Source organism: Winogradskya humida (assembly GCF_016862215.1).
Classification (GTDB): Bacteria; Actinomycetota; Actinomycetes; order Mycobacteriales; family Micromonosporaceae; genus Actinoplanes; species Actinoplanes humidus.
This window is the reverse complement of the sequence record NZ_BOMN01000135.1, coordinates 1-24,052: the sequence shown is the minus strand read 5'-3', so window position 1 is coordinate 24,052 and position 24,052 is coordinate 1. Positions and strand designations below refer to the sequence as shown.

Sequence of the window (24,052 nt, the reverse complement as noted above, 5' to 3'; positions counted from 1 at the left end):
CGTCGGCCGAGGCCGGCGGCCGGTAGTTCGGCCGCCGGGAGGACGTGGGTCAGGGTGTCGGGCCGGTGCCGAGGATGTCGTTCCACAGCGCGCAGTGATGCTGCTGGGCGACCTGGGCGCCGGTGGTGATCGTGGGCGCGCCGGGCTGCAGGGACAGCAGGCGCTGGCCGGTGCTGGTGAAGCGGGGCCACGGGGTGGTTCCCGTGACAAAATCGGACCAGGCGGTGAGCATCCGGTCGGAGAGGTCACGCTGCTGCGTGGTCATCTGCAGCCGGTACGGCCACCCGGCGCCGTCACTCATCCTGGTGAACAGGTAGGGCAGCTCGTACGCGTGTGCCGCCGCGTAGTCGAAGTCCGCGGGCGACGAGGACAACCGCGGCGGGTGCGGGTCCTCGAACTGGTAGTAGAACGTGCGGGTCTGCGGCGCGAGGGTGCGGGCCAGGCTGAGCTGGGTGCAGCCGCCCAGGCCGCGGGTGCCGCTGTCGGTGAGGACGGCCCCGATCGCGTACGCCGCCGGGTACGCGCCCGGATAGTCGCTGAGCGGGTAGGCCGCCGCGATCCGGGCCGCTTTCCCGGGCCCGAACACGACGGTGCCCGGGGCAGGTGGCCAGGCCGGTCCTTCGCTGAGCCACCGCGCGTAGTCGTCGGCGCCGTGGCCGGTCGCGAACGTGGAGAAGGCGCGGCCCTCCTCGCGGTTGCTGCCGATCAGCACGGGCACCCGATGCCAGCGACCGGCGGCGATCGCGGTCCGGGGCAGCGACGGCAGCAACCGGCCGTCGATGACCGGCGCGATGTACCCGGTCTTCGCGACCAGGTCGGCCACGGGCACCGCGCGAAGACACTCCGCCCGAGCCGCCAACGCCGCAGCCGAAGCCCCAGCCCCAGCCCCAGCGCCCGCGGAAGAAGACACAACCCCAGCGCCGGAAGAAGACACAGCCCCAGCGGCCGTGGGAGAAGACACAGCGGCAGCAGACGACGCGCAGCCCACGCCGGCGGTGATGGCGGTGCTGCGGGAGCGGGCGGCGGAAGGGCTGTCGACGTCGTGGACGCAGTCGTCGGATTCGATGATGGCGGCGCGGAACAAGCCGGCCGCGGACGGTGAGACGAGCTGCGCGCAGACCGAGCCGCCGCCCGCGGATTCGCCGCCGAGGGTCACCCGGGAGGGATCACCACCGAGAGCACGCGCGTTGTCGCGTACCCATCGAAGTGCGGCCTGTTGGTCCATCAGCCCGTAGTTGCCCGGGTGCGTGCCCAAAGCGGGGTCGGCCAGAAAGCCCAGCGCGCCCAGCCGATAATTGATCGTCACCACCATCATGTGGCCGGTCCGTGCCAGGGCGGCCGCGTCGTCGTCGCCCGAGCCGCTGGTGAAGCCGCCGCCGTGGATCCACACGAAGATCGGCAGGCGCCCGCCAGCGCCGGCAGGCCGGTAGACGTTGAGGAACAGGCAGTCCTCCCGCCCGATCGTGCCCTGGGGACAGTTCGCGCCGAGCGTCGCAGCGTCGCGCACGCCCCGCCACGGCGCGACGGGTTGCGGCGCCCGCCAGCGCACGGGGGCCACCGCGTACCGCACGCCGAGGAATTCGTCGACGGCTCCGTCGCGGGCGCCGCGGATCCAGCCCGCCGTGGTCCGGGCCACGGGTGCCACCGGCAGCGGGTGAGCCTGGAAGAAGTCCCAGATCAGCGGTGTCGCGTCGAGCACGGTGGGCGTGGCGGAGTCGTTGTTGGGCGTGGTGCTGGGCCAGGTGTGCCCCAGGTCGTCGATCTTCCAGTGCTCCAGATCAGACCCACAATCCGACCACACTTCATGGTGTACGCCCGGAGCAGGCTCAACAGTCGCAGCGTCCCCGCAAGAGTTCCGCACCGCCCACGCGTCGAGCCATCGGGGGATGCTGGGCAACCCCTTCGCGGGCTCCCCGGCGTACGGAATGGTGGTGTCCCTGCCGCCGTGGAAGTCGATGATCGGCACCCCACGGGTGGGGTCGCAGTCCCCGCCCTGCGGATAGAACGCGCCGGAGACCGGGGCGGCAGCGGCGATCCGGTCGGCGAGCCGGCACGCGAGCAGCCCGGCGAACCCGCCGCCGTTGGACTTGCCGGAGACGTAGACGCGGGCCGGGTCGACGCAGAGGTCCCGCTCGATCCGGTCGATGAGGTCCGAGGTGAACCGGACGTCGTCGGCGCCGGACGAGTACGGCGCGCCCTGCCAGGACGGTTCCCCGTCGGTGCCGGTCGTGCCCTGGGGGTAGGCGACGATCGCGGGCAGCGCCGACATGCCGGTGAGCTGTTCCTGGTATCCGGCGGTCCGGGTGCGGCCGTGGAATGCGAACACGAGCGGGGTGGGTGTGTCGCCGCGATAGCCCGCGGGGACGTGGAGGTTGTAGCTGCGGGTGAGGCCGGCGCTGGTCAGCGTACGTGTCACGGTGTGGCCCGGAAGGTCTCCCGGGTCGGAGCCGCAGCCCGCGGCGGGGGTCTCGGCGGCGGCGGGAGAGGGGACGGCGGCGATCAGGGCCATGATCAGGACGGGGATGAGCTTCGCGGATGGCACGGCGACTCCTCGGGGACGGGGTCAGTGCATCGATGTCGGGCAATGCCCTGATCGTCGGCGCCCCGGGGCGGCCCGTCGCCGTTGCGTTCATTTCGAACATGTGAACCGCGAAACTGTCGTACCCCCTGGGAATGATGGTCCCCGTGAGACATGTGACCGACAGTGAGCGGCGGGCCCGGCTGGCGGTGCGGCACGCCCTGGCACCGGCCGCCCGGGTGTCTTCGCCCGAGGCCGTGACCAGGGCGATGACCGTGCTGCACGCCACCGAGCCGGCCACCGTCTACCTGTCCTGCTGGGCGCGCACCGGGTCGCTGACGGTCGCCGGCGTCGACCGGGCGCTCTACACCGATCGCAGCCTGGTGAAACAGCTCGCCATGCGGCGCACGCTCTTCGTCCTCCCGCGCGACCTGCTGCCCGCGGTCTGGGCCGGCGCGTCCGCCCGGGTCGCCGGCACCGAGCGGGCCCGGATGGCGAAGGACGCCGTGCTGGGCGGCCTCACCCACGACGGCCACGACTGGCTCGACCGGGCCGGCACGGAGGTCCTCGCCGCGCTCGCGACCGCGCCGGAGGGCCGCACGGCCATCGACCTGCGCCGGGCGGTCCCCATGATCGACGTCAAGCTCACCGGGACGGCCGGTGGCCAGGCGCCGGCCGCACGGGTGCTCACCCAGCTCGGCGCCACGGGCGCCATCGTGCGCGGGATGAACACCGGCGGCTGGCACACCTCCCGCCCGCGGTGGACGCTGATGAAGGACTGGCTCGGCGAGATCCCCGCCCCCACGACAGCCGAAAAGGGTTACCGCGAGCTGATCCGCCGCTGGCTGTTCTCGTTCGGCCCCGGCACCGAGGACGACCTCGTCTGGTGGCTGGGCTCGACCAAAGCCGTCGTCCGGGCAGCGCTCGCCGACCTCGGCGCGGTCCCGGTCACCCTCGACCACGGTGCCACCGGCTGGCTGCTCCCGGACGACCTCGACGAGGTCCCCGGCCCGGGCCCCTGGGTCGCCCTGCTCCCGGTCCTCGACCCGACCGTCATGGGCTGGCAGCACCGCGACTTCTACCTCGGCCCGCACCGCACCCCCCTCTTCGACACCCGGGGCAACGCCGGCACCACCGCCTGGGCCGACGGCCGCGTCGTCGGCTGCTGGGTCCAGGACGAGTCCGGCGTCGTCTCGCTGCGACTGCTCGAGCAGGTGCCCGCCGCAACCCGCCACGCCCTTGACGACGAGGCCGCCCGCCTCACGAAGTGGCTCGGCGGCTTCCGCGTCCCCAGCGTCTACTCCTCCCCGGCGATGAAGACCCCGGGCTGACGCCTGGCCTGCCGTCGTGACCCGCCGTAGAGGTGCAGCCGGTGGTCGACGTCGTGGTCCGGCTCGCGGGAGATGAAATCAGCCGCGGTCAGCGTGCCGTTACCGACGAGCACCAGCCAGTCCTCGTAGTACCAGCTCGGATTGCAGGGACAGGTGGTGAAGGTGAACCGGAAGTTCGCCCTGTACCGCCCCACCTGGCCGGGCAGGAGCGTGAAGAGCCGTCCCGGACCGCTCTGCCGCGGATAGGCGGCCCAGCCCGGCAACTTGTCGGCGATCAGGGCCGAATCCCGCACCGACAGCCACAGACCCAGGTCGCGGGCCCGATCCAGGCCACCACTGACCACCCCGTCACGACGCTCGTATCCGGCGGCCTCGTCGGCGAGCACGTCGTGAATGACCACGTCATCGTCCGGCAGGAACGACGGGAGCTGCGCCGGGCGGGACAGACCGCGGCGCTCGTTCGCCTGCGGTGCGCCGCGCGATGCCGCACTCCACCGCACCCGCACCCGCTGAATGGTGATCACGGCTCATCCTGACGCGCCGGACCGCCGCACGACAGGGATTTTCTCCGAGCGCCGGCGGGCCGGGCGGCCGGGACGCTCGGCGGCGGGATGGCGGCGTTCCGGGCGGGCGCCCCCGCGCCCGGGACGCTCGGCGGCGGGGTGGCGGCGTTCCGGGCGGGCGCCCGTAAGGTGTTGCGGTGCCTACCCGACGAACCCGACCCGCGTCCCGGACAGCTCCGGTCCGCCGCACCGAGCCCAAGGCTCCCGTGCTGCCCAGTGCCCTCAAGGAGGCGCCGCTCCCGGAGCATGAGCTGACCCCGGAGGCGCAATTCCAGGAGCTTGCCTTCTACGACGTCGACCTGACCGACAGTATGGCCGAGCAGGTCGAGTTCACGCAGTGCCGGTTCCGGGGTGCTCGGATGGCCGAGTCGAAGTTGCCCGGTGTGCGGCTCGCGGACTGTGTCGTCGAGCAGTCCGACTGGTCGAATCTGCGGGCCGAGCAGGGGACGATGACGCGGGTGTCGCTGGCCGGGTCGCGGATGACCGGGCTGGCGTGGAACGGCGGGATGCTGCGGGACGTTGCCGTCGACGACTGCAAGCTGGATCTGACGAACTGGCGGGCGTCGCGGTTCGACGGGGTGTTCGTGAACGGCAGCAATCTCACCGGCGCCGACTTCACCGACGCCGATCTGCGCGGGGCGACGTTCACCGGGTGTGACCTGTCCGGGGCGCAGTTCAGCAACGCGAAGATGGAGGGTGCGCGGTTCCGGCGGTGCGAGCTCGCCGGCATCGGTGGCGTCACGAGCTGGCGGGGCGTGGTCGTACATCCGGAGGATCTGATGGGCCTGTCCCACGTGCTCGCCAAGGCGCTCGGCATCGTCGTGGAACAGGCCCCCTAGAGATCTAGCCGAAGATCGAGCTCACCCATTCCGGGTGGTCGATGAACGGGTTCCGGTTGTGCTGGTAGGTCGTGTAGATGACCTGGTTGCGGTTCTTCTCGAAGCTGTCCGGCGGGTCGGCGGCGCTCCAGGCGAGCAGCTTGGAGAGCTTGCCCATCTTCGGGTTGCTGCCGTTGCTGACGGAGTCGTTGACCTCGAGGTCGGCGAAGGCGTCGTCACCCTCGTAGCGGACGGCCATGTAGAAGATCATGCGGGCGACGTCGCCCTTGACCGCGGCGCGGGGCTCCCAGGAGTCGGAGTCGGTGTAGTTGCCGGTGGCGCCGGAGACCGCGGTGCCGCCGGTGTCGAAGTCCTTGTTGTCGCGCAGGGCGTTGATCGTGACGTCCTCGGGGCGCAGGTGGTGCAGGTCGGTGCCGGGGCCGTTGCTGGTGCCGAAGTCGCCGTGGGACTTGGCCCAGACGTGCTCGCGGTTCCAGTCGCCGACGTCGCCGCCGTTGAGCGTCTTCGACCGGCTGACGCCCGAGTAGATCAGGATCACGTTCGACGAGTTGTTCGGGTCCTGGTCGGTGACCTTCAGGGCGTTCCAGACGCCGTCGTACGACAACGTGGTCACGCCACTGGAGATGATCGTGTGCAGCGCACTCTTGAGGCTTGAGCCGGACTTGCCGAGCGCGTTCGCGTAGTACGCATCGGTGCTGCTGGACGATGTCGGCGTCGGGGTGCCGGTCGTCGGCGAGGTGGTCGGGCTGCTGGTGCCCTTGACCATCGAGGTCGGGGACTTGAGACCCGCGTGCGAGAAGTACGCCGTCAGCGTCCCGGTCACCGTGATCTTCGTACGCATCAGGGTGGGGTTCGTCAGCAGCCCGAACGCCGAGCGGTAATCGGCGGTGATCTGGACGTAGAGCATGCTGCCGGTGCTGGTCTGGGTGCTGCTGTCGGCGAGGGCGAGCGCCGTGTCGCCGGTGAAGCTGCTCGTGCGTACCGTGCTGGTCGCGGTGGGCTCGCCGACGACGTAGCCGCTGACCGTGCCGGTGCCGCTCTGGGTGGCGATCGCCTCGGCGACCGTGAGGGTGGCGGCCGCGGCGGCCGGGCGCATCCCCGGCGGGGCCTCGGGCGCCCGGAACAGGGTGACCGTCAACCCGAGGATGGCGAGCAATGCCGGCATCGTGAGCGCCACGATGCGTTTGTGCGGCATCGGTCCGGACATGAGGACTCCGTTCACCAGGCCCCTGAGCGGGCTACATAGATGGTGATGAGAGTATGTGAGACGCTAAACCCCGGTGGGGCATATCAGCTGCGTCATACGTCCGCGTATCCTTCCGATCTTGTGATTCGGGAGGAAACACAGTTATGACGCATCCTTCGCGGCCGGATGGCACCGTCTACGGGCGTGGCGGCGCGAGCCCGGCCGGTCCTGATCAGGGCGGTCTGCTCGCTCGCACCCATCCCGGTGCCACCGCCGCGGTGAGCGCCGGGATCGTCGCGGTGCTGGCGCTCGGCTTCTGGATCTGGCGCGCCAACTCGGGTTCCTCGCCGGAACCGGCGAGCGCGGCACCGGCCTCGCCGGCGGCTTCGGCTTCGGCATCCCCGTCCGCCAAGCCGTCGCCGTCAGCGACGAAGGCCCAGCTCGCCGCGGGCACCTGGGTGATCGCGCCGCTCGACGCCCCGGACACGCACCTGACGCGCAAGAGCAGCTTCGCCGCGCTGTCGACCGGTGAGAAGCTGACGCTGACCGTCGAGGCGGGGCTGGCCGACGGGGCCTGCTTCTCGTTCCGCACGGGGGACGGCAAGTACCTGCGGCACTTCGATTACCGGTTGCGCTTCGACGCCTCGGACGAGTCGGACCTGTTCCGCAGTGACGCCACGTTCTGCCCCGTGGACGGGACGGCCGCGGGGACCGTGCGGCTGCACTCGAAGAACTACCCGGACCACCTCATCCACCGCCGGGGCACCGAGCTCTACATCGATGCCCCGGACGGCTCCGACGGCTTCACCGCGGACAGTTCATTCCAGGTCCAGAAGCCGTAGGTCCGCGGTTCAGCCGAGCAGATCGGGGCGCTGCCAGTCCTTGCCGTTGACGTGGTGGTCGAGGAACGCGAGGACGGTCTCGTACCAGACCCTGGCGTTGCCCGGCTTGAGGATCCAGTGGTTCTCGTCCGGGAAGTACAGGAACTTGTGCGGCAGTTCCGACCCGGACATCAAGGTCCACCACAACCGAAGACCTTCACCGATGGGTACGCGGTAATCCTTGTCGCCGTGGATCGCCAGCATCGGTGTCGTGATGGCATCGGCGAAGTGATGCGGGGAATGCGCGGCGACCATGTCGCCGGTCATCTCCCGCGTCCAGTAGTACGACGCGTCGGTGGTGCCCGCGAACTGGTCCAGCGCCCACAGCGACGCGTGCGTGACGATGGCCGAGAACCGGTCGGTGTGCCCCGCGATCCAGTTGGCCATGTACCCGCCGAACGAGCCGCCGAGCGCCGCGACCCGGTCCGCGTCGATGTCGGGGCGCGCCTCGGCGGCGTCGGTGATCGCCATCAGGTCGGTGAACGGGGCGTCACCCCAGGCACCCCAGCCACGGCGGATGAAGTCGTGGCCGTAGCCGGTGGACAGGGCGGGGTCGGGCAGCAGGACGGCGTACCCGCGGGCGACCGCGATCCACGGGTTCCACCGCCACGACCACGCGTTCCAGGACGACTGCGGGCCACCGTGGACCCAGAGCAGCAGCGGTGCCGGGGCGCCTTCGGGCGGGAGGGCGAGCCACGCGCGTAACGGCGTACCGTCAGCGGCCGTCGCGGTGATCTCCTCCAACCGGCCCGGAACGGTGACCGCAGTGGCCGGGCCCGTCAGGAATTCGGGGTCCGAGTCCGCGGTCAGCGCGACCCGGACCGGGGCCGGCGCACTGTCGATGGCCGAGCGCAGCGCATAGACCCAGCGCCCGTCGGGCGACACCTGCGGATCCGTGTACGCCCCGGAGTCGCGCGTCAGCCGGCTGACCTCCCCGCTCGCGACGTCCACGCGCCACAGCGGCGACCGTCCCAGGTCGTCGGCGGACACCACCAGCGCGGCACCGTCCGGCGTCCACCGCACGTCGCCGGGCAGCCGGTCCCAGCCCGCGGTGAGGTCACGCCCTTCTCCCCCGGTCACGGGGATGACGACCAGCCAGCTGTCGCCGTTGTCCGCGGCGGTGGATCGCCGGGCGACGACCACCGCGACCCGGGCGCCGTCCGGTGAGATCCGGGGCTGGTCGTAGTCGTGATCGCCGTCGTCGGCCAGCGTGCGGCGCTCGCCGGTCGCCACGTCGATCGCCACCAGGATGTGCCGCTGCGAGCCGCCGGGCGCCGCGACCGCCCAGGTGGTGACCACGGTCCGGCCGTCGGGCGCGATGTCCCAGCTGGTGATGTCGTCCAGCGCCCGCCCGGCGTGCCCGGTCAGGTCCCGCAGCTCCAGCTCGTCCTCGCCGGCCAGCTCCGCGACCAGCAGCCGGGTCCGCTCGGGGCCGAGGTCGTGGTCCCAGTAACGGACACCGGCCTCCTCGTGCAGGATCGCCGACACCCCGGCGTCCTTGCGCTTGCTGCGGATGCCCTTGTCCCCGTCGACGTCGGCGGCGGCCGGCATCAGCCCCGACCCGAGCACGACCGTGCCGGACTCGCTCACCTTGACGCCGTGCACGCCGCCGGGCGGGGCCGCCAGCACGCGGGGGTCGCCGCCACCGGCCGGCTGCAACCACAGCGCGGATTTCGGGTCGTCGTCGGGATCCGCGCCGGGACGGGGTCGCGCCGAGACGAACAGCAGGTCACCGTCCGGGGTGAACCCGGCGAAGGACTCCCCCTTCTCGCTGCGGGTCAGCCGCCGGGCCGGGCTCCCGCCCTCCGGATCGACCTCCCACAACGCACGGATGTAACTGCTGTTCTTCCGATCCGGCGTCGCGACACCGACCACCAGGCGGCGGCCGTCCGGCGCGAGCCGCAGCCCCTCGACCCGGGGCAGCGCGACGTAGGCGTCAAGATCGTAGAAGGGATCGGCGGGTGGCTTCTGTGCTTTCGCGTCCGAGATCACCCAGCCTTCCTACCACTGCCGGGCCGCGACGGCTGCGGTGCCAGAATGCAGACGTGGACGCGCAATGGCTCACCCAGGACCAACTGGCCGCATGGGTACGCCTCGTCGCGGTCGTGGAACAGCTACCCGGAGTGCTCGACGCGCAGCTCCGCCGTGACGCTCAGTTGGCCCACTTCGACTACTACGTGTTGTCGCAACTCTCCGAGGCCCCCGAGCACACGCTCCGCATGACCGCCCTCGCCAGCCGGACCACCGCGACGCTCGCCCGGCTCTCCCACGTCGTCCAGCGCCTGGAGTCCCGCGGCCTGATCGAGCGCTTCCCCTGCCCCGAGGACCGCCGCGCCACCAACGCCCGCCTGACCCCCGAGGGATGGCGCACGGTGCAGGAGAGCGCCCCGGGCCACGTCGCCGCCGTCCGCGAGTACGTCATCGACGCCCTCACCCCCGAGCAGATCACCCAGCTGACCGACATCAGCGACGCCATCCTGCGCCGCCTCGACCCGGGCTCCTCCCGCGCCACGAGCTACGGACGCTATGACGCCCGGTGATCCCGGTTGGCGTCGATCAGCTGGTTGAGGCTTTCCAGGGTGCGGGTCAGGCCGGCGATGTGCGCGGTGAGCTTGTCGCGCTCCTCGGCCAGCCGCTCGAAAGCCCCGTCGGAGGTGGCCGCGCTCGGCGATTCCAGACACGGGATCAGGCTGATGATCGTCTGGCTGGACAGCCCTGCGGCATAGAGCCTCTGCAGGTACGCGACCCGTTCCACCCCTTCTTCGCCGTAGTGCCGATGACCGCCGGCACTGCGCTCGCTCTCGAGCAGCCCCTGCTCCTCGTAGTAGCGCAGGGACCGCGTGCTCACCCCGGTGCGCGCATTCCGCGATCAGCGTCCACGTGCAGCAGGGCGTCGCCACCGTCACGATCGACAATCCCCCGCTGAACCTGCTCGACGGCAAGCTCATCGCGGACCTGCGCCGCTTCGCCGCCCAGGTCCGCACCGACAGGACCGTCCAGGTCATCGTCTTCGACAGCGCCGACCCGGAATTCTTCATCGCCCACGGCGACATGCACTTCCTCAGCGGCGCCGCCCCGATGGACGCCGGCGACGACCTGCCACCCGGCACCAATGTGGTCCAGGCCGTCAACGAGGAGATCAGGTCGCTGCCCCAGGTCACGATCGGAAAGATCGCCGGCCTGGTACGCGGCGGAGGCAACGAATTCGTCATGGCCCTCGACATGCGCTTCGCCGCGATCGGCAGCTCCGGCCAGGCCCAGCCCGAAACCCTGATGGGCATCTACCCGGGCGGCGGCGGCACGCAGTACATGACCGCCCTCATCGGCCGCCCCCGCACCCTCGAACTCATCCTCGGCGCCGAACTCGCCGACGCCGGGCTGGCCGAGCGCTACGGCCTGATCAACCGCGCCCTGCCCGCCGGCGAGCTCGAGAAGCTCCTCAACGAGATCCATGCGGCGTGAGGCACTGCACCGGGGTGGGGAGCCGGCACTGGCTGCACCTCGCGCGGTTCCTCGCCGGCTCACCAGATGTTGCGCTGAACACCGGAAGGCGACAACTTTCTGCGGCGTTGCCCGTCAAGTCTGACCAATCGCGTCCGCCACCAGAACAGGTGTTGTCCGGCCAGACGCGATTGGCCCGCGCTTGACACCCGACGCCACAGGTTGTTGCGGCAATGCGGGCTTCAGCGCAACTTCGTGCCCGCGGCCGGATCCTGCCGCCCTCGCCACCTATCGGAAGCGCATCACGGACCCGGGACCCTAGCCGGCGGGGTGCGCGCCGTCGGGGTGCGCGCCGTCGGGGTGCGCGCCGTCGGGGTGCGCCCCACCGGGATGCGCACCGTCGGGGAGGGTGTCGAGCCAGGTGGCTAGGGCTTCGATGACGGGGGCGGTGAGGCCGTGGCCTGCCGGGTCGCGGCGGGCGGTGGTCCGGGCGCCGGATTCGGTGCGGAGGTAGGCCCAGGTGCGGTCCAGGAGTTCGCGGGGGATGACGGTGTCGTGGTCTCCCTGGGCGACGAAGACGGGGAGGCCGCTGAGCCTGGCGGGGGTTGTCGGCACGCCGGCGTCGAACGGGAGGGTGCCGTAGAGGATGGCGGCGCCCGCGTAGCGCTGCGGGTCGTCCAGGATGAGGCCGCCGGCGAAGGCCGCTCCGCCGCTGAACCCGGCGAGGACCACGGGACGGCCCACGGGCGCGGTGGTGTCGAGCCAGATCCGGAACCAGTCGAGGTGGCTGCGCAGGGATTCGGGGAGCGGTCGGCCGATGCCGCGGTTGGCGAACCAGGCGTAGCCGGCGCCTTCGGGGATGGGGGCGCGCACTGCCGCGTACGCGAAGCCTGGGGGTAGGTGCTGGGAAAGTCCCAGGATCTCGCGTTCGTGGGAACCTCGGCCGTGCAGCAGGATGATCAGGGGTGCCTGCGGGTCCGGAGAGCCGGCGGTCGCGACCACCGGGGCCGTCACCGGGTCACCCCGGCGACGATCGTGCCGGCGGTGCGGACGCCGGTCCAGCGGGTGACTTCCGCGGGGAGGTCGAGACGGTCGACGGGGGCGGTGTTCTCGTAGGCTCCCCAGTCCTCGCGGGGCAGCATCCACATGATCTCGAACTCGTTGCCGTCGGGGTCCGCGCCGTAGACGCTCTTGGTCGCGCCGTGGCTGGACTCGCCGGAGTAGGCGCCCGCCTCGGCGAGGGTCGTGCGGGCCAGCTGGAGTTCGTCGATCGTGTCGACCTGCCAGGCCAGGTGGTAGAGCCCGATCCCGCCGCGGCGTTTCGGCGGTGCCGACGGGCCGACGCCGAACAGGCCGAGGTCGTGATGGTTGCCCGAGCGTGGCAGGCGCAGGAACGCGGCGTCGGCCCGGGGCTCGCGCGCGACCACGACCATGCCGAAGACCTCGGTGTAGAAGCGTTCGGCCCGTGCCAGTTCGGCGACGTACAGAACGGCGTGATTCAGCCGTACCGGCCCGATCCCTTTTTCCATACCGCCATCGTAGTTGAAGCATCAACTTTCCAGGCTGAGAGCATCGCCACATAGTTGAAGGCTCAATGATTGTTGCTACAACCTGATCAGCCTGCAATGGTTGTAGCTACAACCAAGTGAACGGGAGAACGTCATGGCGCACATCAGCATCATCGGCACCGGAAACATGGGCCAGGCCATCTCGGGCCTCGCCGCCAAGGGCGGCAACTCCGTCGAGCTCGTGAACAGTACGGAGACCAAGCCGGTCACCGGCGACATCGTGATCCTGGCCGTCCCGTACGGCTCGGTGGCCGACGTCATCGCCCAGCGCGGCGAGCAGCTCGCGGGCAAGATCGTCGTCGACATCACCAACCCGCTCAACTTCGAGACCTTCGACGGCCTCACCGTCCCCGCCGACGGCTCGGCCACCGCCGTGATCGCCGCCGCGCTGCCGCAGTCCACCGTGCTCAAGGCCTTCAACACCAACTTCGGCGGCACCCTGGTCGCCGGCACCGTCGGCGCCCAGACCACCACCGTGCTGATCGCCGGCGACGACGCGGACGCCAAGGCCCTGCTCGCCGGCGTGGTCACCGCCGCCGAACTCAAGGCCGTCGACGCGGGCAGCCTCAAGCGCGCCCGCGAGCTCGAGGCCATCGGCTTCCTGCAGATCACCCTCGCCGCCGCCGAGAAGATCACCTGGACCGGCGGCCTCGCCGTCACCAACTGACACTCCCGTAAGGACTGGTTCATGAACACCACCACGCTGCGCGACGTGGTCCTGCTCATCACCCGGGTCGCCGTGGGCGTCGTCTTCGTCGCCCACGGCTGGCAGAAATTCACCGAATGGGGCCTCGCCGGCACCGGCGCGTCCTTCGACCAGATGGGCGTGCCACTGCCGGTCGCCAGCGCCTGGTTCGCCGCGATCGTCGAACTGGCCGGCGGCATCGCCCTCATCGCCGGGATCGCCGTCCCGGCGGTGGCCCTGCTCCTGGCCGCCGACATGCTCGGCGCGTTCTTCATCGTCCACCTGGGCAACGGCGTCTTCGTCTCCGGCAACGGCTACGAACTCGTCCTCACCCTGGCGGCCGCGGCTCTGCTCTTCGCCGCGGTCGGCGCCGGGCGTTACAGCGTCGACCGACTGCTGGCCCCACGCCTGCCGCGCGTCCTCACCGGCCAAGCGCAGTAGACGGCCGAGGCCGGGCGTTACCGCATCAACCGCTTGCTCACCCCGCGGTTACCGCGCGGTTACCGCTGTTGCCGCTGTTGCCGCGCTCCCTCACCGGCCAAGCGGCCTGCCCTCACGCGGGTTGTCCGGGTTGAGCCGTCGCAACACCAACCAGAACCAAGCATCCAGATTAAGTTGTGCACAATTTAATTGTGCACAACTCAATCAGTAGGGGCCGCTCTCGAAAGAGGCGGCCCCGCAGGCGTTTCAGGGACGCCGGTAGGCGCGGATCGACGACAGCGCGCGCCCTCTACGGCGCCGGCACGCACGGATCGACGGCAGCGCGCGTGCTTCTACGGGCGCCGGTAGGCACGGATCGACGGCAGCGCGCGTGCTTCTACGGGCGCCGGTAGGCACGGATCGACGGCAGCGCGCGGCCGGTGAAGTCGAACTGGGTGAGGTTGTCGTTGGGGGCTTCGGCGCCCGGTTCCCAGCCGACGCCGGGGACCCACTCCGGCTCCCATGCGAAGAAGCCCAGCCCCCGCCCGGCCGGCACCTGCGCGAGCACGCCGCGCACACCCTCGTAGAACGCCGCCTGCCCGGCCGGTGTCGCGGGGAACCGGTCCACATCGGGCAGGGTGCTGTCCGCGGTGACGATGTTGCCCCGGCCGTCGCCGTCCTCGAACGTCCACGGGTAGGACACCTCGGCGAGCAGCACCGGCTTGTCGTAGCGGGCGACCGAGTCGTTGAGGTTCGCCTGGAGCTCGGCGATCGAGCCGTGCCACATCGGATAATAGGACTGGCCGATGATGTCGAACGGGACGTCGTACGCGGTGATGTTGTCGAAGAACCATTGGGTGTCGCCGAGTTTCCCGCCCCGGTCGATGTGAAGGACGATCTTCAGATCGTGTCCGGCCGCTTGGCGTGCGCCGGCGATGCCCGCTTTCAGCAGCTGCGTGAACGAGGCCCACTGCTGCGTACCGTCCGGCAGGTAGAGCTGTCCCACCGGCCAGAGGATGCCTGCGGTGATCTCGTTGCCGACCTGCAGCGTGTCGACCGGGGTGCCCTGGGCGGCGAATTCGCGCAGCAGCGTACGCGTATAGGACTGGATTTTGGCAGTGAGCCCGGGCAGATCGGTCGGCCAGCCCGCGGGGATCGGCTGTTTGCTGGGATCGGCCCAGAAGTCGCAGTAGTGCGGGTCGAGCAGGATCTTCATCCCGGCGCGCTTGGCCCGCTTGGCCAGGGCGAGCGCGCGGGCCTTGTCGCTGTAACCGTCCGGCGGGTCCACCCACACCCGCAGGCGCATGTAGTTGGCACCCTCGCCGGCCAGGATCCGCTCGGCGGGACGACGCCGCCCGGCCAGATCACGGTAGCGGACCCCGGCCTCCTCCAGCTGCGGCAGGAAGGACAGGTCGGCCCCGCGCACGCTGAGCGCGGTCTTCGGCCTGTGCGCCGCGGCAAGCGCCTGACCAGGAACAAGAGCGGAAAGAGCAAGACCCCCGGCGCCGGCAAGGACGCTACGACGGCTGACATTAACAGTACGCGCTGAGCGCAGAACGGACATCGACGGGCCTCCGGTGGAAGAGTCCTTTAACGACTGTGAGCGCTCACGGTGCTTGCCCGCACGTCCCCTGTCAAGAGCCCCCGCGATATCGTTCAGTCGCTCTCGCCGTCGTTCAAAGGCTCGCGCCCGTCGTTCAAAGGCTCGCGCCCGTCGTCCCAGGGCTCGCGCCCGTTGGTTGAGGGCTCGCAGCCGTCGTTTCAAAGGCTCGCGCCCGGTCGTTGGGGCTCTCCGCCCGGAAAGGACTTGTCGATGTCCGACGAGGCGCCCCCGCACCCGAAGTCCCGGGGCGCAGCCCGTCGTGCCCAACGCCGCGGCCCGACCATCGAAGACGTCGCCGACCTGGCAGGCGTCTCCCGCGGCACGGTCTCCCGGGTCCTCAACGGCGCCCATCACGTCAGCCCGGCATCCCTGGCAGCCGTCCACCAAGCCCTGACCCAGACCGGCTACGTGGTCAACCAGAGCGCCCGCAGCCTGGTCACCCGCCGCTCGGGCACCATCGCGTTCGTCCTGTCAGAACCCCAGGACCGCCTCTTCGAGGACCCCGTCCTGGCGACCCTCCTGCGCTCCTGCACCCAACTCCTCGGCGACCAGGGCTCCAGCCTCGTCCTGATGCTCGCGGGCACCCCCGCCGAACGAGCCCGGGTCCTGACCTTCGCCCGAGCCGGCCACACCGACGGCGTCCTCCTCGTCTCCACCCACACCGGCGACCCCCTGGCCGCCCAGCTCGCCGAAACCGGCATCCCCACCGTGGTCTGCGGCCGCGAGCCCCGACAGCTGCCCTTCGTCGCGGCTGACGACCGTGGCGGCGCGCGGTTGATGACCCGCTACCTGATGGACCGCGACCGGCACCGCATTGCCACGGTCGCCGGGCCCGCCGACACCCCGGGCGGTGTTGAACGCCTCGCAGGCTTCCGCGACGAGCTCGGCGACCGGGTTGACGAGCGGCTGATCGAGAACGCTTCGGCCTACACGATCAGTGCCGGCCGAGAGGCCATGGACCTTCTGCTGAACCGATCCCCCGACCTGGACGCCGTCTTCGTCGCGTCGGACCTGCTAGCCGTCGGCGCCCTCCAGGCGTTGCAGGCTGCGGGGCGCACCGTCCCTGGCGACGTCATCATCGGTGGCTTCGACGACTCCGCCATCGCCTCCGCCACAGCCCCGCCGCTGACGACGATCCGCCAGCCGCTCCCTCTGATCGCCGCCGGCCTGGTCGAAGTCCTCCTCGACCGCATCGCCGGCCGCTCCGCGGATTCCCGCATCCTGCCCACCGAGCTGGTCATTCGCGAATCCGCCTGACGAGCAGACGACGTGCGGACAACAGATCCGGGACCAGATCACCCACTCGAAGTTCCCGAAGCGATGGCTCAGCATGGGGCGGGGCCGATGCCGCAGGCGATCTTGTGGTCGTTGGAGGCTGCTCGGAGGGGCGCTGGATCGCTGATGTGTGGCGGTGGTGGGACGGCTGTGGCCGGCCTGGGCTGTCGCGGCTCGGTTTGACGGCGTACGACGACGGCCGTCAGTACGCCTGGCTCGATCGGGAGGACCAACCCGTCCCCTGAGGGTCTCAGCGTGCTCTCAGTGCGTGCTCAGGACCATCTGTCTGTGATGGAGATGGTCGCTGAGCTTGTTGTGGTGGTGGGGTCGGTCGGGCTGGTGGTGAGCCGGTGGCTGCCCGAGGCCGTCCGGGGGTGGGTTGCGGTCGGTGCGGTGGGGGTGGTGGCGGTGGCCGGGGTTGGGCTGGCCGGGTTCGGGGTGCGGTGGCAGGTGTTGGTGGTGCTGGCTGCCGATCTGCTCGTGGGTGCGGGGTGGGTGGTGCGGCGGCGTCGTGGACGCGTGCGGTGGTGGGTGGCGTTGCCTGGGTCGATGGTGTGTCTTGGGCTTGTGGCCGCGGGTGGGGTTGCGGGATGGGCGTTGCCGGTGCCGGGGTTTCCGGAGCCGTTCGGGCCGTTCGGGGTGGGGACCACGGTGGTGCAGTGGAGCGATCCTGATCGTGGTGAGGCCGCCACGCCGGATGTGGGTGATCGGCGCGTTGTGGTGGTGCAGCTCTGGTATCCGGCGGGGGCGGTCGGCGCTGACGCGCCGCGGGCGCAGTATCTCGGGCGGGATCGGCGGGAGGCGGACATCGTCGCTGCCGGGGAAGCTGAATACCTGGGGGCGCCGGCCTTTGTGCTGGACGGGCCGCCGCGGGCGCACACGCATGCGGTGTTCGACGCTGCGCCGGCGGCGGGTGGGCGGTTTCCCGTTGTGCTGTTCTCGCCGGGGCTGGGTGGGCTGCGGACTCAGAACACCGCGTGGGCCGAGGATCTGGCCAGCCGGGGGTATGTCGTGGCGGGGGTCGACCATCCGTACGATTCGGCTGCGGTTGTGCTGGCGGAGGGGCGTACCGTCAGGACCCGGATCTCGGATGAGGGCTCCGGGACGAGGAGCGACTGGATCGCTGTGCGGGCCGCCGACCTCAGGTTCGTCCTCACACAACTCGGGCGCCTCGATGACGGGCGGATGGACGTCGGGCGGGTGGCGGTGACCGGGCACTCTCTCGGCGGGGCGGCGGCCATGCGTGCGGCCCAGCAGGACGCGCGGTTCGGCGCCGTCATCAATCTCGACGGCGGGCCCGATCCGGAGCAGGGGCCGCTGCGGCAGCCGGTGCTCGCGCTCACTCATGAGATCAGGGACAAGGCCGACGCAGACTATCTGGCGCTGCTGGCGAAGGTGCTGGAGAGCGGCACTGCCACGAGCTATCGGCTCACCGTGCCCGGCAGTGCGCATCTCACGTTCACCGACGCGCCGTTGTACCTGCCGCCCGTACCCTCCGTGGTGGGGTCTCTCGGGGCGGCCGGGAGTGTGCGGATGACCACCGAGACCTGTGCGGTGTTTCTCGATGCCACGTTGCGGGGCCGGGCTGTCGATCTGCCCGCGGTGCTGGCGCGCGACGGTGACCTGCGGGTGTTCCCGTGAGGCTCAGATCGGGACGTTGTCGGCGAGCCAGGTGCGTGGGGTGACCGTGACGCGGTGGTGCGGGGTGAGCGGGAGGGCGGGGTGGATGCCGCGGCGGTCGAGGGCTGACCAGAGGTCCCGCAGGACCGCGGGTTCGTCGATGACGAAGGCGGACTGGGGGATGCGGAAGAACTCCCAGCCGCAGCGGGACAGCTCGCGCTGGCGGATGAGGTCGTTCTCGTAGCGGTCGGGGCCCTGCCAGGTGTCGGCGTCGCAGAGGACGGCGAGGGTGCTGTCCGGGCCGGAGACGACCAGGTCGATGCGGTAGCCCATGGTTTCGTGGTGCGGGAGCACGGTGTAGCCGCGGGCGGTGATGCGGTTGTGGACGCGTTGTTCGAACAGGGAGCGGAACGGGCTGGTCAGGACGTCGTCGGGGACCGCCGGGGGCTGGTCGGCGCCGGCGTGGCGGGGCGGGCCGGCTGCCACCTCGTAGCAGTAGTCGAGCAGGCGGCGGCGCAGGTCGTCGGGGTCCGCGAAGTCGGCGGGGCGCAGGGAGTGGTAGACCCACATCTGGTCCTTGGCGCGGGAGGCGGCGACGTTGTAGCGCTGCAGGTACATCTCGGTGGTCGCGGCGGCGGGGCGGCGGCCCGGTTCGGCGGCGGTGACCATGCTGAGGAACATCACGTCGCGTTCGGAGCCCTGGAAGTCGGCGGAGTCACCGCAGCGCAGGTCGCGCTGCTCCCACTGGGCCGGGTCGAGGCGGTCGAGGAGCAGGCTCTCGATCAGTTTGGCCTGGTGGGGGCCGCGCAGGGAGATCACGCCGAAGGTGAGGCCGTCGTAGCGGGGGTCCGCGGCGCAGGCGACGAGCTGGTCGGCGATGGCCATGGCCTCGGGCGGGTTCGTGCGGTCGGTGGTGCCGCGCAGGTAGCCGTCCTCGATGTGGACGGGCTTGACCGGGTCGAGGCGGTCCGCGCCGTACTGGCGGACGGGGACGAGGCGGATGCGCTCCGGTTCGTACGCGACGCGGTTGGAGAACTCGATGATCTCCGGGACGCAGCGGCGATGCTCGACCAGCGGGATGTGGCCGCCGAAACGCATCTTGGCCTCGTCGAAGAGGCTGCGCTGCGGGTCCTGCCAGGACGCACGGTACGGGTCGTCGTGCAGGTACTGGGCGGCGAGGTTGCGCAGGTCCTCCTGGTCGACGCCGACCGCCGCCGGGGACACCTGCCGGTCGTCGCCGATCACCACGATCGTCGGCGCCAGGTACTGCAGGAACGCGGCGGACAGGCCGGCCTGGGACGCCTCGTCGACGATCACCACGTCGAACATGTCCGGCTGGACGCGCAGCTGCTCGGCGATCCGGTAGATCGGCATGATCCACACGGGTACGGACGGGCGGCACCGGTCCATCGCCTGGCGGATCTCGGCTCGGCGCTGAGCCGCGTACTTTCCGGCGCCTTTGCCGAGGCGGCGCACCAGTTGCCCGTACTGTTGCAGATTTGCCCTGGCGGAGCCGGTGATCCGGTCCGGGGCGCAGGCGTGCCGCCAGGCCCGGGCCGCCGCGAGCTGTTCGACGTGCCCGCGGATCGCCGTCTCGGTCTCGGCGGCCTCGGTCTGCAACCTGTTGATGTCGGCGGGGCGCTGCCGGAGCAGCCATTTGCCGGTGACCGCCCAGTCCCAGGCCTCGTGCCAGTTCGCGAGGCGCTTGTCCCAGACCCGGTCGGCCGCCGTCGACGCGATCGCGTCCCGCAGCGCCGGGGAGCGGTAACCGAGGGTGGCGGCCAGTTCGTCGCGGTGGGTCACGAGCGCGCGGACCTCGGCCAGGCGCACGATCCGGTTGGCCGCCGCGGCGTACGCGGGGGTGTCGCGATTATGGACCGCCGTCAGCAGGTCGCGCAGGGCCGGCGACGAGGCCGGGTCGTGGGGCAGTTTCAGCACGGGCAGGGCCGCGGCGTCCACGACGGTCCGCGTGGCGAACAGGACCTCCTCCGCGGCGGCGGCGTCGACCAGACGGGCGTACGCGCGTACCGTCGGAAGGTCCTTGTTCTGGTCCTTGAGAGCCGTGCCGAGGGTCAGCACCCGGTCGAGCAGGTCGAGTTCCGCGCGGTGCTGGGCGAGGCGTTCCTGCGCGGTGTCCGTGGTCGCCGAGGGCGAGAAACGGTCGAGGCGGGCGAGGAGTTCCTGCAGCTGGGCCCACGCGAGGAAACCGTCGACCGCTTCGAGGGTCGTGGGCGGGTTGCCGTTCACGCGTACCTGATCGAGCAGTTCCCGGGCGGCCCGGACCGGTTTGGCACTGAGCAGGCCCAGCGCGGGCATGCCGTCGGCGCCCACCCGGATCCGCGACCCGCCGCTGAGATGCCGGCGCAGCTGGTCCGCGAGCGTCACCAGCGGTGCGAGGTCGGTGGCCTGCGGCGCGATCTCGGTGACCCCGGCGCGCCGCACGAGCGGTTCGGCCTGGTCGAGCAGGACACGTACCTGCTGCGCCCGCTCGCGCCAGACCCGGTCGCGGCCGGAGCCGACCTCCACGAGCGCTTCCGGCATCCAGGCCTGCCGGCTGCGCGCGAGCTCATCCGCGATGCCGGCGATGCGGTGCAGTTTCGCCCGCAGGGACTCACGGTCCGCCTTCGGCAAGGTCCGGATCATGGGGTACGCCGGGTGCTGCCGGTCGGCCAGGAAAGCCTCGAAAACCGTGGCGGCGTCGGCTTCCGCGCGTACGGCGGCGGCGAAATCGGCGAGCGGCATCAACGCGCCGGGCTCGGGCAGCGTGTCGTACGCCGGGCCCTCGTCGGCGTTCAGCGCGCCGTCGCGCAGCAGCCACAGCCACTCGACGACCTGTGACGCGGTCAGCGGCGGCGCGGCGAGCGATTCGACCGGCATCCACGCGCGGATCCAGCCGTGCCGGGGCTCGTCCAGCCGATGCGCGGCGGCGATCGCGGCGAGCGTGCCCCGGTACGGTCCGCGCTCGTGCCGGGCGATCTCGGCGGACCGCACGTCGATGATCCGCCGGTGCAGCGTCGCCCGGTGCCGCCGGAGCCGGTCGACGGCCATGAGATGGTGCTCCGCCGTACGCGTCCCGCGCCGCTCGTCGTAGTCGACGGCCTGCTGCGAGATCGTGTCCACGGCGATCCGCAGGTCGGTCAGGTCCTCCCGCGAGGCTCCGACGACGGCCACCGAGAGCGGGCGGACGGCTTCGGGCAGCTTCGCGCGTACCTCCTTCAGTGCTCTGTCGGTCTGAGCCGTGACCAGCACGCGCTTGCCCTGAGCCAGCAGATGGCAGAGCAGGGCGGCCGCGGTGTGCGTCTTGCCGGTGCCGGGCGGGCCCTGGACCAGGGTCTGCGCGTGCCGGTCCACCTGCTGCAACACGCGCAGCTGCTGCTCGTTCACAGGCAGCGGCAGGAACACGTCATCGTCCACGCCCACCATCGCGCCGGGCGTCGGATCGGTTCTCACCGCCGGCCGGTGATCCGGATCGACCAGCGGCAGGATGCCCTCAGGCACCACACCCGAGTCGAGCAGCTGCGCACGGATCGTCTCCAGCAACTCCACGATGCCCTGCCGGTCCCGCCTGCGCAGCACGATCGCGGGCGCCAGGCTCACCTCGGGCGTGCTGGGCGTCTCACGGCTCGGCGCCTCCGACTCCCGGTAGCCGGCCGCGGGATCCAGGCTGTTCGCCAGGCGGTGCAGCAACTCACCGATGGCCTCGCGGTTCAGCGGATGCTGCGCGTACGCGCGGGCGACCTCACGGGCCTCGGCCAGGTGCGGCGAACCGGTCAGGTGCGGGCCGAGCATGTCGAGCTCGATGCGCAGCGGGTCCGCCCCCTCGACGGCGTGCACGCGCAGGGTGCCGCTCACCGGGTCCAGATCGATGGTCACCGGGGTGGTCACCAGATGCCGCCGGACCACCTCATGACCCTCCGGCTGCCAGACCAGGCAACCCACGGCCAGGACCAGCTCCTGCTCCTCCGGGTTGGCGGCGGCTTCTGCCTGCATCGCAAACAGTTGTTTGTACGCGTCCCGCACACGCTTTTCCGCGTCTGCTTCCTCGGCTTCGGGGTGGATCCTGTCGACGTGAGCTATCTCGTCGCCCGGGGCCGGGGTGCCCGACCAGTGCGCGAAATGGACGGCGGGGTGCCGGGGCAGGTCGCCGGCCCAGGCGAGCTCGTACCCGTCACAGGTGCGCGGCGACGAGACGGCGGACTGCTGCGCCCGCGCGAGAAACTCAAATAGCCGGACCGCACGGTCCAGGTGGCTCGCTGTCACCCTGCCGAAGGTAATGCCCCGATTGCGTTCACGTAGGGGTGATCGTCCAGTTACCCCTCTTCCCGCGCTCGCTTCGGCGTGCCTTCCCGCGCGTACCCTCCTTGCTCGTGGGTCTGCATCGTGTCGCCGTTCTCGTTCTGGAGGGTGCCAAGCCGCTCGATGTCGGCATCCCGGCCCAGGTGTTCACGACCCGGGCGAGCATGCCCTACGAGGTCCGCGTCTGCGGCGCCGCCGCCGGCCTCGTCACGGGCGGTGACGGCCTCTCGTACCACGTCGCCCACGGCCTCGAAACCCTCGCCTGGGCCGACATCGTCTTCATCCCCGGCTACCGCTTCCCCGGCCGCGACGACCCACCCCCGGCCGTGGTCGAAGCCCTGATCACCGCCCACGACCGCGGCGCCCGGCTCGCCGCCATCTCCACCGGCGCCTTCGCCCTCGCCGCCACAGGCCTGCTGGACGGCCGCCGCGCCACCACCCACTGGCACTACACCCGCGCCTTCGCCACCAAACACCCCCGGATCCAGGTCGACGAAAACGTCCTCTTCGTCGACGAGGGCCCCGTCCTCACCTCCGCCGGCGCCGCCTCCGGCCTCGACCTGTGCCTCCACATCCTCCGCGGCGACCTCGGCGTAGCCGCCTCCAACCACGCCGCCCGGCGCCTGGTCGCAGCCCCCTACCGCAGCGGCGGCCAGGCCCAGTACGTCCCCCGAAGCGTCCCCGAACCCCTCGGCGAACGCTTCGCCGCCACCCGAGAATGGGCCCTCCACCACCTCGGCGAAACAATCACCCTCTCCGCCATGGCCCAGCACGCCGCCGTCTCCGCCCGCACCTTCTCCCGCCGCTTCGCCGACGACACCGGCCACACCCCCATGCAATGGATCATGCGAGCCCGCATCGACGTCGCCCGAGAACTCCTCGAACGCTCCCAACGCACCGTCGAGCAGATCGCCACCGACGTCGGCCTCGGCACCGGCTCCAACCTCCGCCGCCACTTCCAGCACATCCTCGGCACCACCCCCACCGACTACCGCCGCACCTTCACCGAAAGCTCGTAACCACCCACGGCCGCGACCGGAGCACGCTGGCCGGGCCGAGCCGAGCCGAGCTGGGCCGGGCCGGACTGAGCCGGACTGAGCCGGACTGAGCGGGCTGGGCCGGGCCGAGCCGAGCCGGACTGAGCGGGCTGAGCCGGGCCGAGCCGGACTGAGCGGGCTGAGCCGGGCCGAGCCGGACTGAGCGGGCTGAGCGGGCTGAGCGGGCTGAGCGGGCTGAGCGGGCTGAGCGGGCTGAGCGGGGCTGAGCGGGGCTGAGCGGGGCGGGGCTGAGCGGGGCGGGGCGGGGCGGGGCGGGGCTGAGCGGGCCGGGCTGAGCCGGCCGGGAGGGCCAGGCCGGGCCGGGCTGAGCGGGCCGGCCGGGCTGAGCGGGCCGGGAGGGCTGAGCGGGCCGGGAGGGCTGAGCGGGCCAGGCCGGGCTGAGCGGGCAGACCTGAGCGGGCAGACCTGAGCTGGGCTGAGCGGGCCGGGCCGCATCGAGCACGGCGCGCCGAGCACGCTGGGTGGACCGGATGCGCGGGGCAGGCTGAGCGGGCCGGACAGGCTGAGCATGCTGGGCGGTCCGGACAAGCCGGGCTGGGCACGCTGGGCCGAGCATGCTGGGCGGGCCGGATGCGCAGGCGGGCCAAGCACATCAGGCGGGCTGGGCCGAGTGCGCCGGACACGCTCAATGGGCCCGACGCGCCGGGCAGGCCCCGACACGCGGGACGGGCCGCGCTGGACCGGCCGAGCCGAGCGGGCCGAGCCGAGCGGGCCGAGCCGAGCGGGCCGAGCCGAGCGGGCCGAGCCGAGCGGGCCGAGCCGAGCGGG

General features: G+C 71.4%; 19 protein-coding genes. 10 read left to right on the top strand and 9 right to left on the bottom strand.

Annotated elements, in window-relative coordinates; all coding sequences use genetic code 11:
* Positions 1-49: 49 nt before the first annotated feature.
* The gene (locus Ahu01nite_RS45585) at positions 50-2,542 is read right to left on the bottom strand and encodes a carboxylesterase family protein (RefSeq protein ID WP_203843001.1); all 2,493 of its coding nucleotides are present in this window, start codon (positions 2,540-2,542) and stop codon (positions 50-52) included.
* A gap of 143 nt (positions 2,543-2,685) precedes the next feature.
* On the opposite strand from Ahu01nite_RS45585, the gene Ahu01nite_RS45580 reads away from it, so the two are divergent.
* Positions 2,686-3,849, top strand: coding sequence for a winged helix DNA-binding domain-containing protein (locus Ahu01nite_RS45580; protein WP_239159669.1), 1,164 nt, complete (start codon positions 2,686-2,688; stop codon positions 3,847-3,849).
* Here the strand turns inward: Ahu01nite_RS45580 and Ahu01nite_RS45575 are convergent.
* Positions 3,816-4,373 (bottom strand): hypothetical protein, encoded by a 558-nt coding sequence (locus Ahu01nite_RS45575; RefSeq protein ID WP_239159668.1) that lies wholly within the window; start codon positions 4,371-4,373, stop codon positions 3,816-3,818. The two genes, Ahu01nite_RS45580 and Ahu01nite_RS45575, sit on opposite strands and share 34 nt — an antisense overlap.
* 176 nt (positions 4,374-4,549) lie before the next feature.
* Between Ahu01nite_RS45575 and Ahu01nite_RS45570 the strand changes: the two genes are divergently transcribed.
* Positions 4,550-5,251, top strand: a complete 702-nt coding sequence (locus tag Ahu01nite_RS45570) for a pentapeptide repeat-containing protein (RefSeq protein ID WP_203843000.1) — start codon at positions 4,550-4,552, stop codon at positions 5,249-5,251.
* 4 nt (positions 5,252-5,255) lie between these two features.
* On the opposite strand, the gene Ahu01nite_RS45565 is transcribed toward Ahu01nite_RS45570, so the two are convergent.
* The gene (locus tag Ahu01nite_RS45565; RefSeq protein ID WP_239159667.1) at positions 5,256-6,458 is read right to left on the bottom strand and encodes an endonuclease; all 1,203 of its coding nucleotides are present in this window, start codon (positions 6,456-6,458) and stop codon (positions 5,256-5,258) included.
* Between the two features lie 143 nt (positions 6,459-6,601).
* On the opposite strand from Ahu01nite_RS45565, the gene Ahu01nite_RS45560 reads away from it, so the two are divergent.
* The gene (locus Ahu01nite_RS45560; protein ID WP_203842999.1) at positions 6,602-7,279 is read left to right on the top strand and encodes an AbfB domain-containing protein; all 678 of its coding nucleotides are present in this window, start codon (positions 6,602-6,604) and stop codon (positions 7,277-7,279) included.
* A gap of 9 nt (positions 7,280-7,288) precedes the next feature.
* Here the strand turns inward: Ahu01nite_RS45560 and Ahu01nite_RS45555 are convergent, their stop codons facing one another.
* Positions 7,289-9,310, bottom strand: coding sequence for a S9 family peptidase (locus tag Ahu01nite_RS45555; RefSeq protein WP_239159666.1), 2,022 nt, complete (start codon positions 9,308-9,310; stop codon positions 7,289-7,291).
* Between the two features lie 53 nt (positions 9,311-9,363).
* Here Ahu01nite_RS45555 and Ahu01nite_RS45550 point away from each other — a divergent pair, with 53 nt between their 5' ends.
* On the top strand, positions 9,364-9,858 hold the full coding sequence (locus Ahu01nite_RS45550) for a MarR family winged helix-turn-helix transcriptional regulator (protein ID WP_239159665.1): 495 nt from the start codon (positions 9,364-9,366) through the stop codon (positions 9,856-9,858).
* Here the strand turns inward: Ahu01nite_RS45550 and Ahu01nite_RS45545 are convergent.
* The gene (locus Ahu01nite_RS45545; protein WP_203842998.1) at positions 9,843-10,166 is read right to left on the bottom strand and encodes a MerR family transcriptional regulator; all 324 of its coding nucleotides are present in this window, start codon (positions 10,164-10,166) and stop codon (positions 9,843-9,845) included. The genes Ahu01nite_RS45550 and Ahu01nite_RS45545 overlap by 16 nt on opposite strands.
* A gap of 32 nt (positions 10,167-10,198) precedes the next feature.
* Between Ahu01nite_RS45545 and Ahu01nite_RS45540 the strand changes: the two genes are divergently transcribed.
* Entirely contained in the window at positions 10,199-10,780 is a 582-nt protein-coding gene (locus Ahu01nite_RS45540) for an enoyl-CoA hydratase/isomerase family protein (protein WP_239159664.1), read from the top strand.
* A 297-nt stretch (positions 10,781-11,077) separates the two neighbouring features.
* Here Ahu01nite_RS45540 and Ahu01nite_RS45535 read toward each other — a convergent pair whose 3' ends face one another.
* Positions 11,078-11,773, bottom strand: coding sequence for an alpha/beta hydrolase (locus Ahu01nite_RS45535; RefSeq protein WP_203842997.1), 696 nt, complete (start codon positions 11,771-11,773; stop codon positions 11,078-11,080).
* On the bottom strand, positions 11,770-12,288 hold the full coding sequence (locus Ahu01nite_RS45530) for a VOC family protein (protein ID WP_239159663.1): 519 nt from the start codon (positions 12,286-12,288) through the stop codon (positions 11,770-11,772). The genes Ahu01nite_RS45535 and Ahu01nite_RS45530 overlap by 4 nt, the downstream gene beginning before the upstream one ends.
* Before the next feature lie 133 nt (positions 12,289-12,421).
* Here Ahu01nite_RS45530 and Ahu01nite_RS45525 point away from each other — a divergent pair, with 133 nt between their 5' ends.
* Both Ahu01nite_RS45525 and Ahu01nite_RS45520 read left to right on the top strand, forming a co-directional pair.
* On the top strand, positions 12,422-12,994 hold the full coding sequence (locus Ahu01nite_RS45525; protein WP_203842996.1) for an NADPH-dependent F420 reductase: 573 nt from the start codon (positions 12,422-12,424) through the stop codon (positions 12,992-12,994).
* Positions 12,995-13,015: 21 nt separating this feature from the next.
* Entirely contained in the window at positions 13,016-13,453 is a 438-nt protein-coding gene (locus tag Ahu01nite_RS45520; RefSeq protein ID WP_203842995.1) for a DoxX family protein, read from the top strand.
* Between the two features lie 376 nt (positions 13,454-13,829).
* Here the strand turns inward: Ahu01nite_RS45520 and Ahu01nite_RS45515 are convergent, their stop codons facing one another.
* A complete protein-coding gene (locus Ahu01nite_RS45515) occupies positions 13,830-14,858 on the bottom strand; it encodes a glycoside hydrolase family 53 protein (RefSeq protein WP_203842994.1) in 1,029 nt (342 codons plus the stop codon).
* Positions 14,859-15,245: 387 nt separating this feature from the next.
* On the opposite strand from Ahu01nite_RS45515, the gene Ahu01nite_RS45510 reads away from it, so the two are divergent.
* On the top strand, positions 15,246-16,292 hold the full coding sequence (locus Ahu01nite_RS45510) for a LacI family DNA-binding transcriptional regulator (RefSeq protein ID WP_203842993.1): 1,047 nt from the start codon (positions 15,246-15,248) through the stop codon (positions 16,290-16,292).
* A 309-nt stretch (positions 16,293-16,601) separates the two neighbouring features.
* Positions 16,602-17,951 (top strand): alpha/beta hydrolase family protein, encoded by a 1,350-nt coding sequence (locus Ahu01nite_RS45505; RefSeq protein ID WP_239159670.1) that lies wholly within the window; start codon positions 16,602-16,604, stop codon positions 17,949-17,951.
* A gap of 3 nt (positions 17,952-17,954) precedes the next feature.
* Here the strand turns inward: Ahu01nite_RS45505 and Ahu01nite_RS45500 are convergent, their stop codons facing one another.
* A complete protein-coding gene (locus Ahu01nite_RS45500; RefSeq protein WP_203842992.1) occupies positions 17,955-22,190 on the bottom strand; it encodes a PDDEXK-like endonuclease domain-containing protein in 4,236 nt (1,411 codons plus the stop codon).
* Positions 22,191-22,297: 107 nt separating this feature from the next.
* Between Ahu01nite_RS45500 and Ahu01nite_RS45495 the strand changes: the two genes are divergently transcribed.
* Positions 22,298-23,245 carry a GlxA family transcriptional regulator gene (locus tag Ahu01nite_RS45495; protein ID WP_203842991.1) on the top strand — a complete coding sequence of 316 codons (948 nt, stop codon included), beginning with the start codon at positions 22,298-22,300 and terminating at the stop codon, positions 23,243-23,245.
* Positions 23,246-24,052 lie beyond the last annotated feature (807 nt).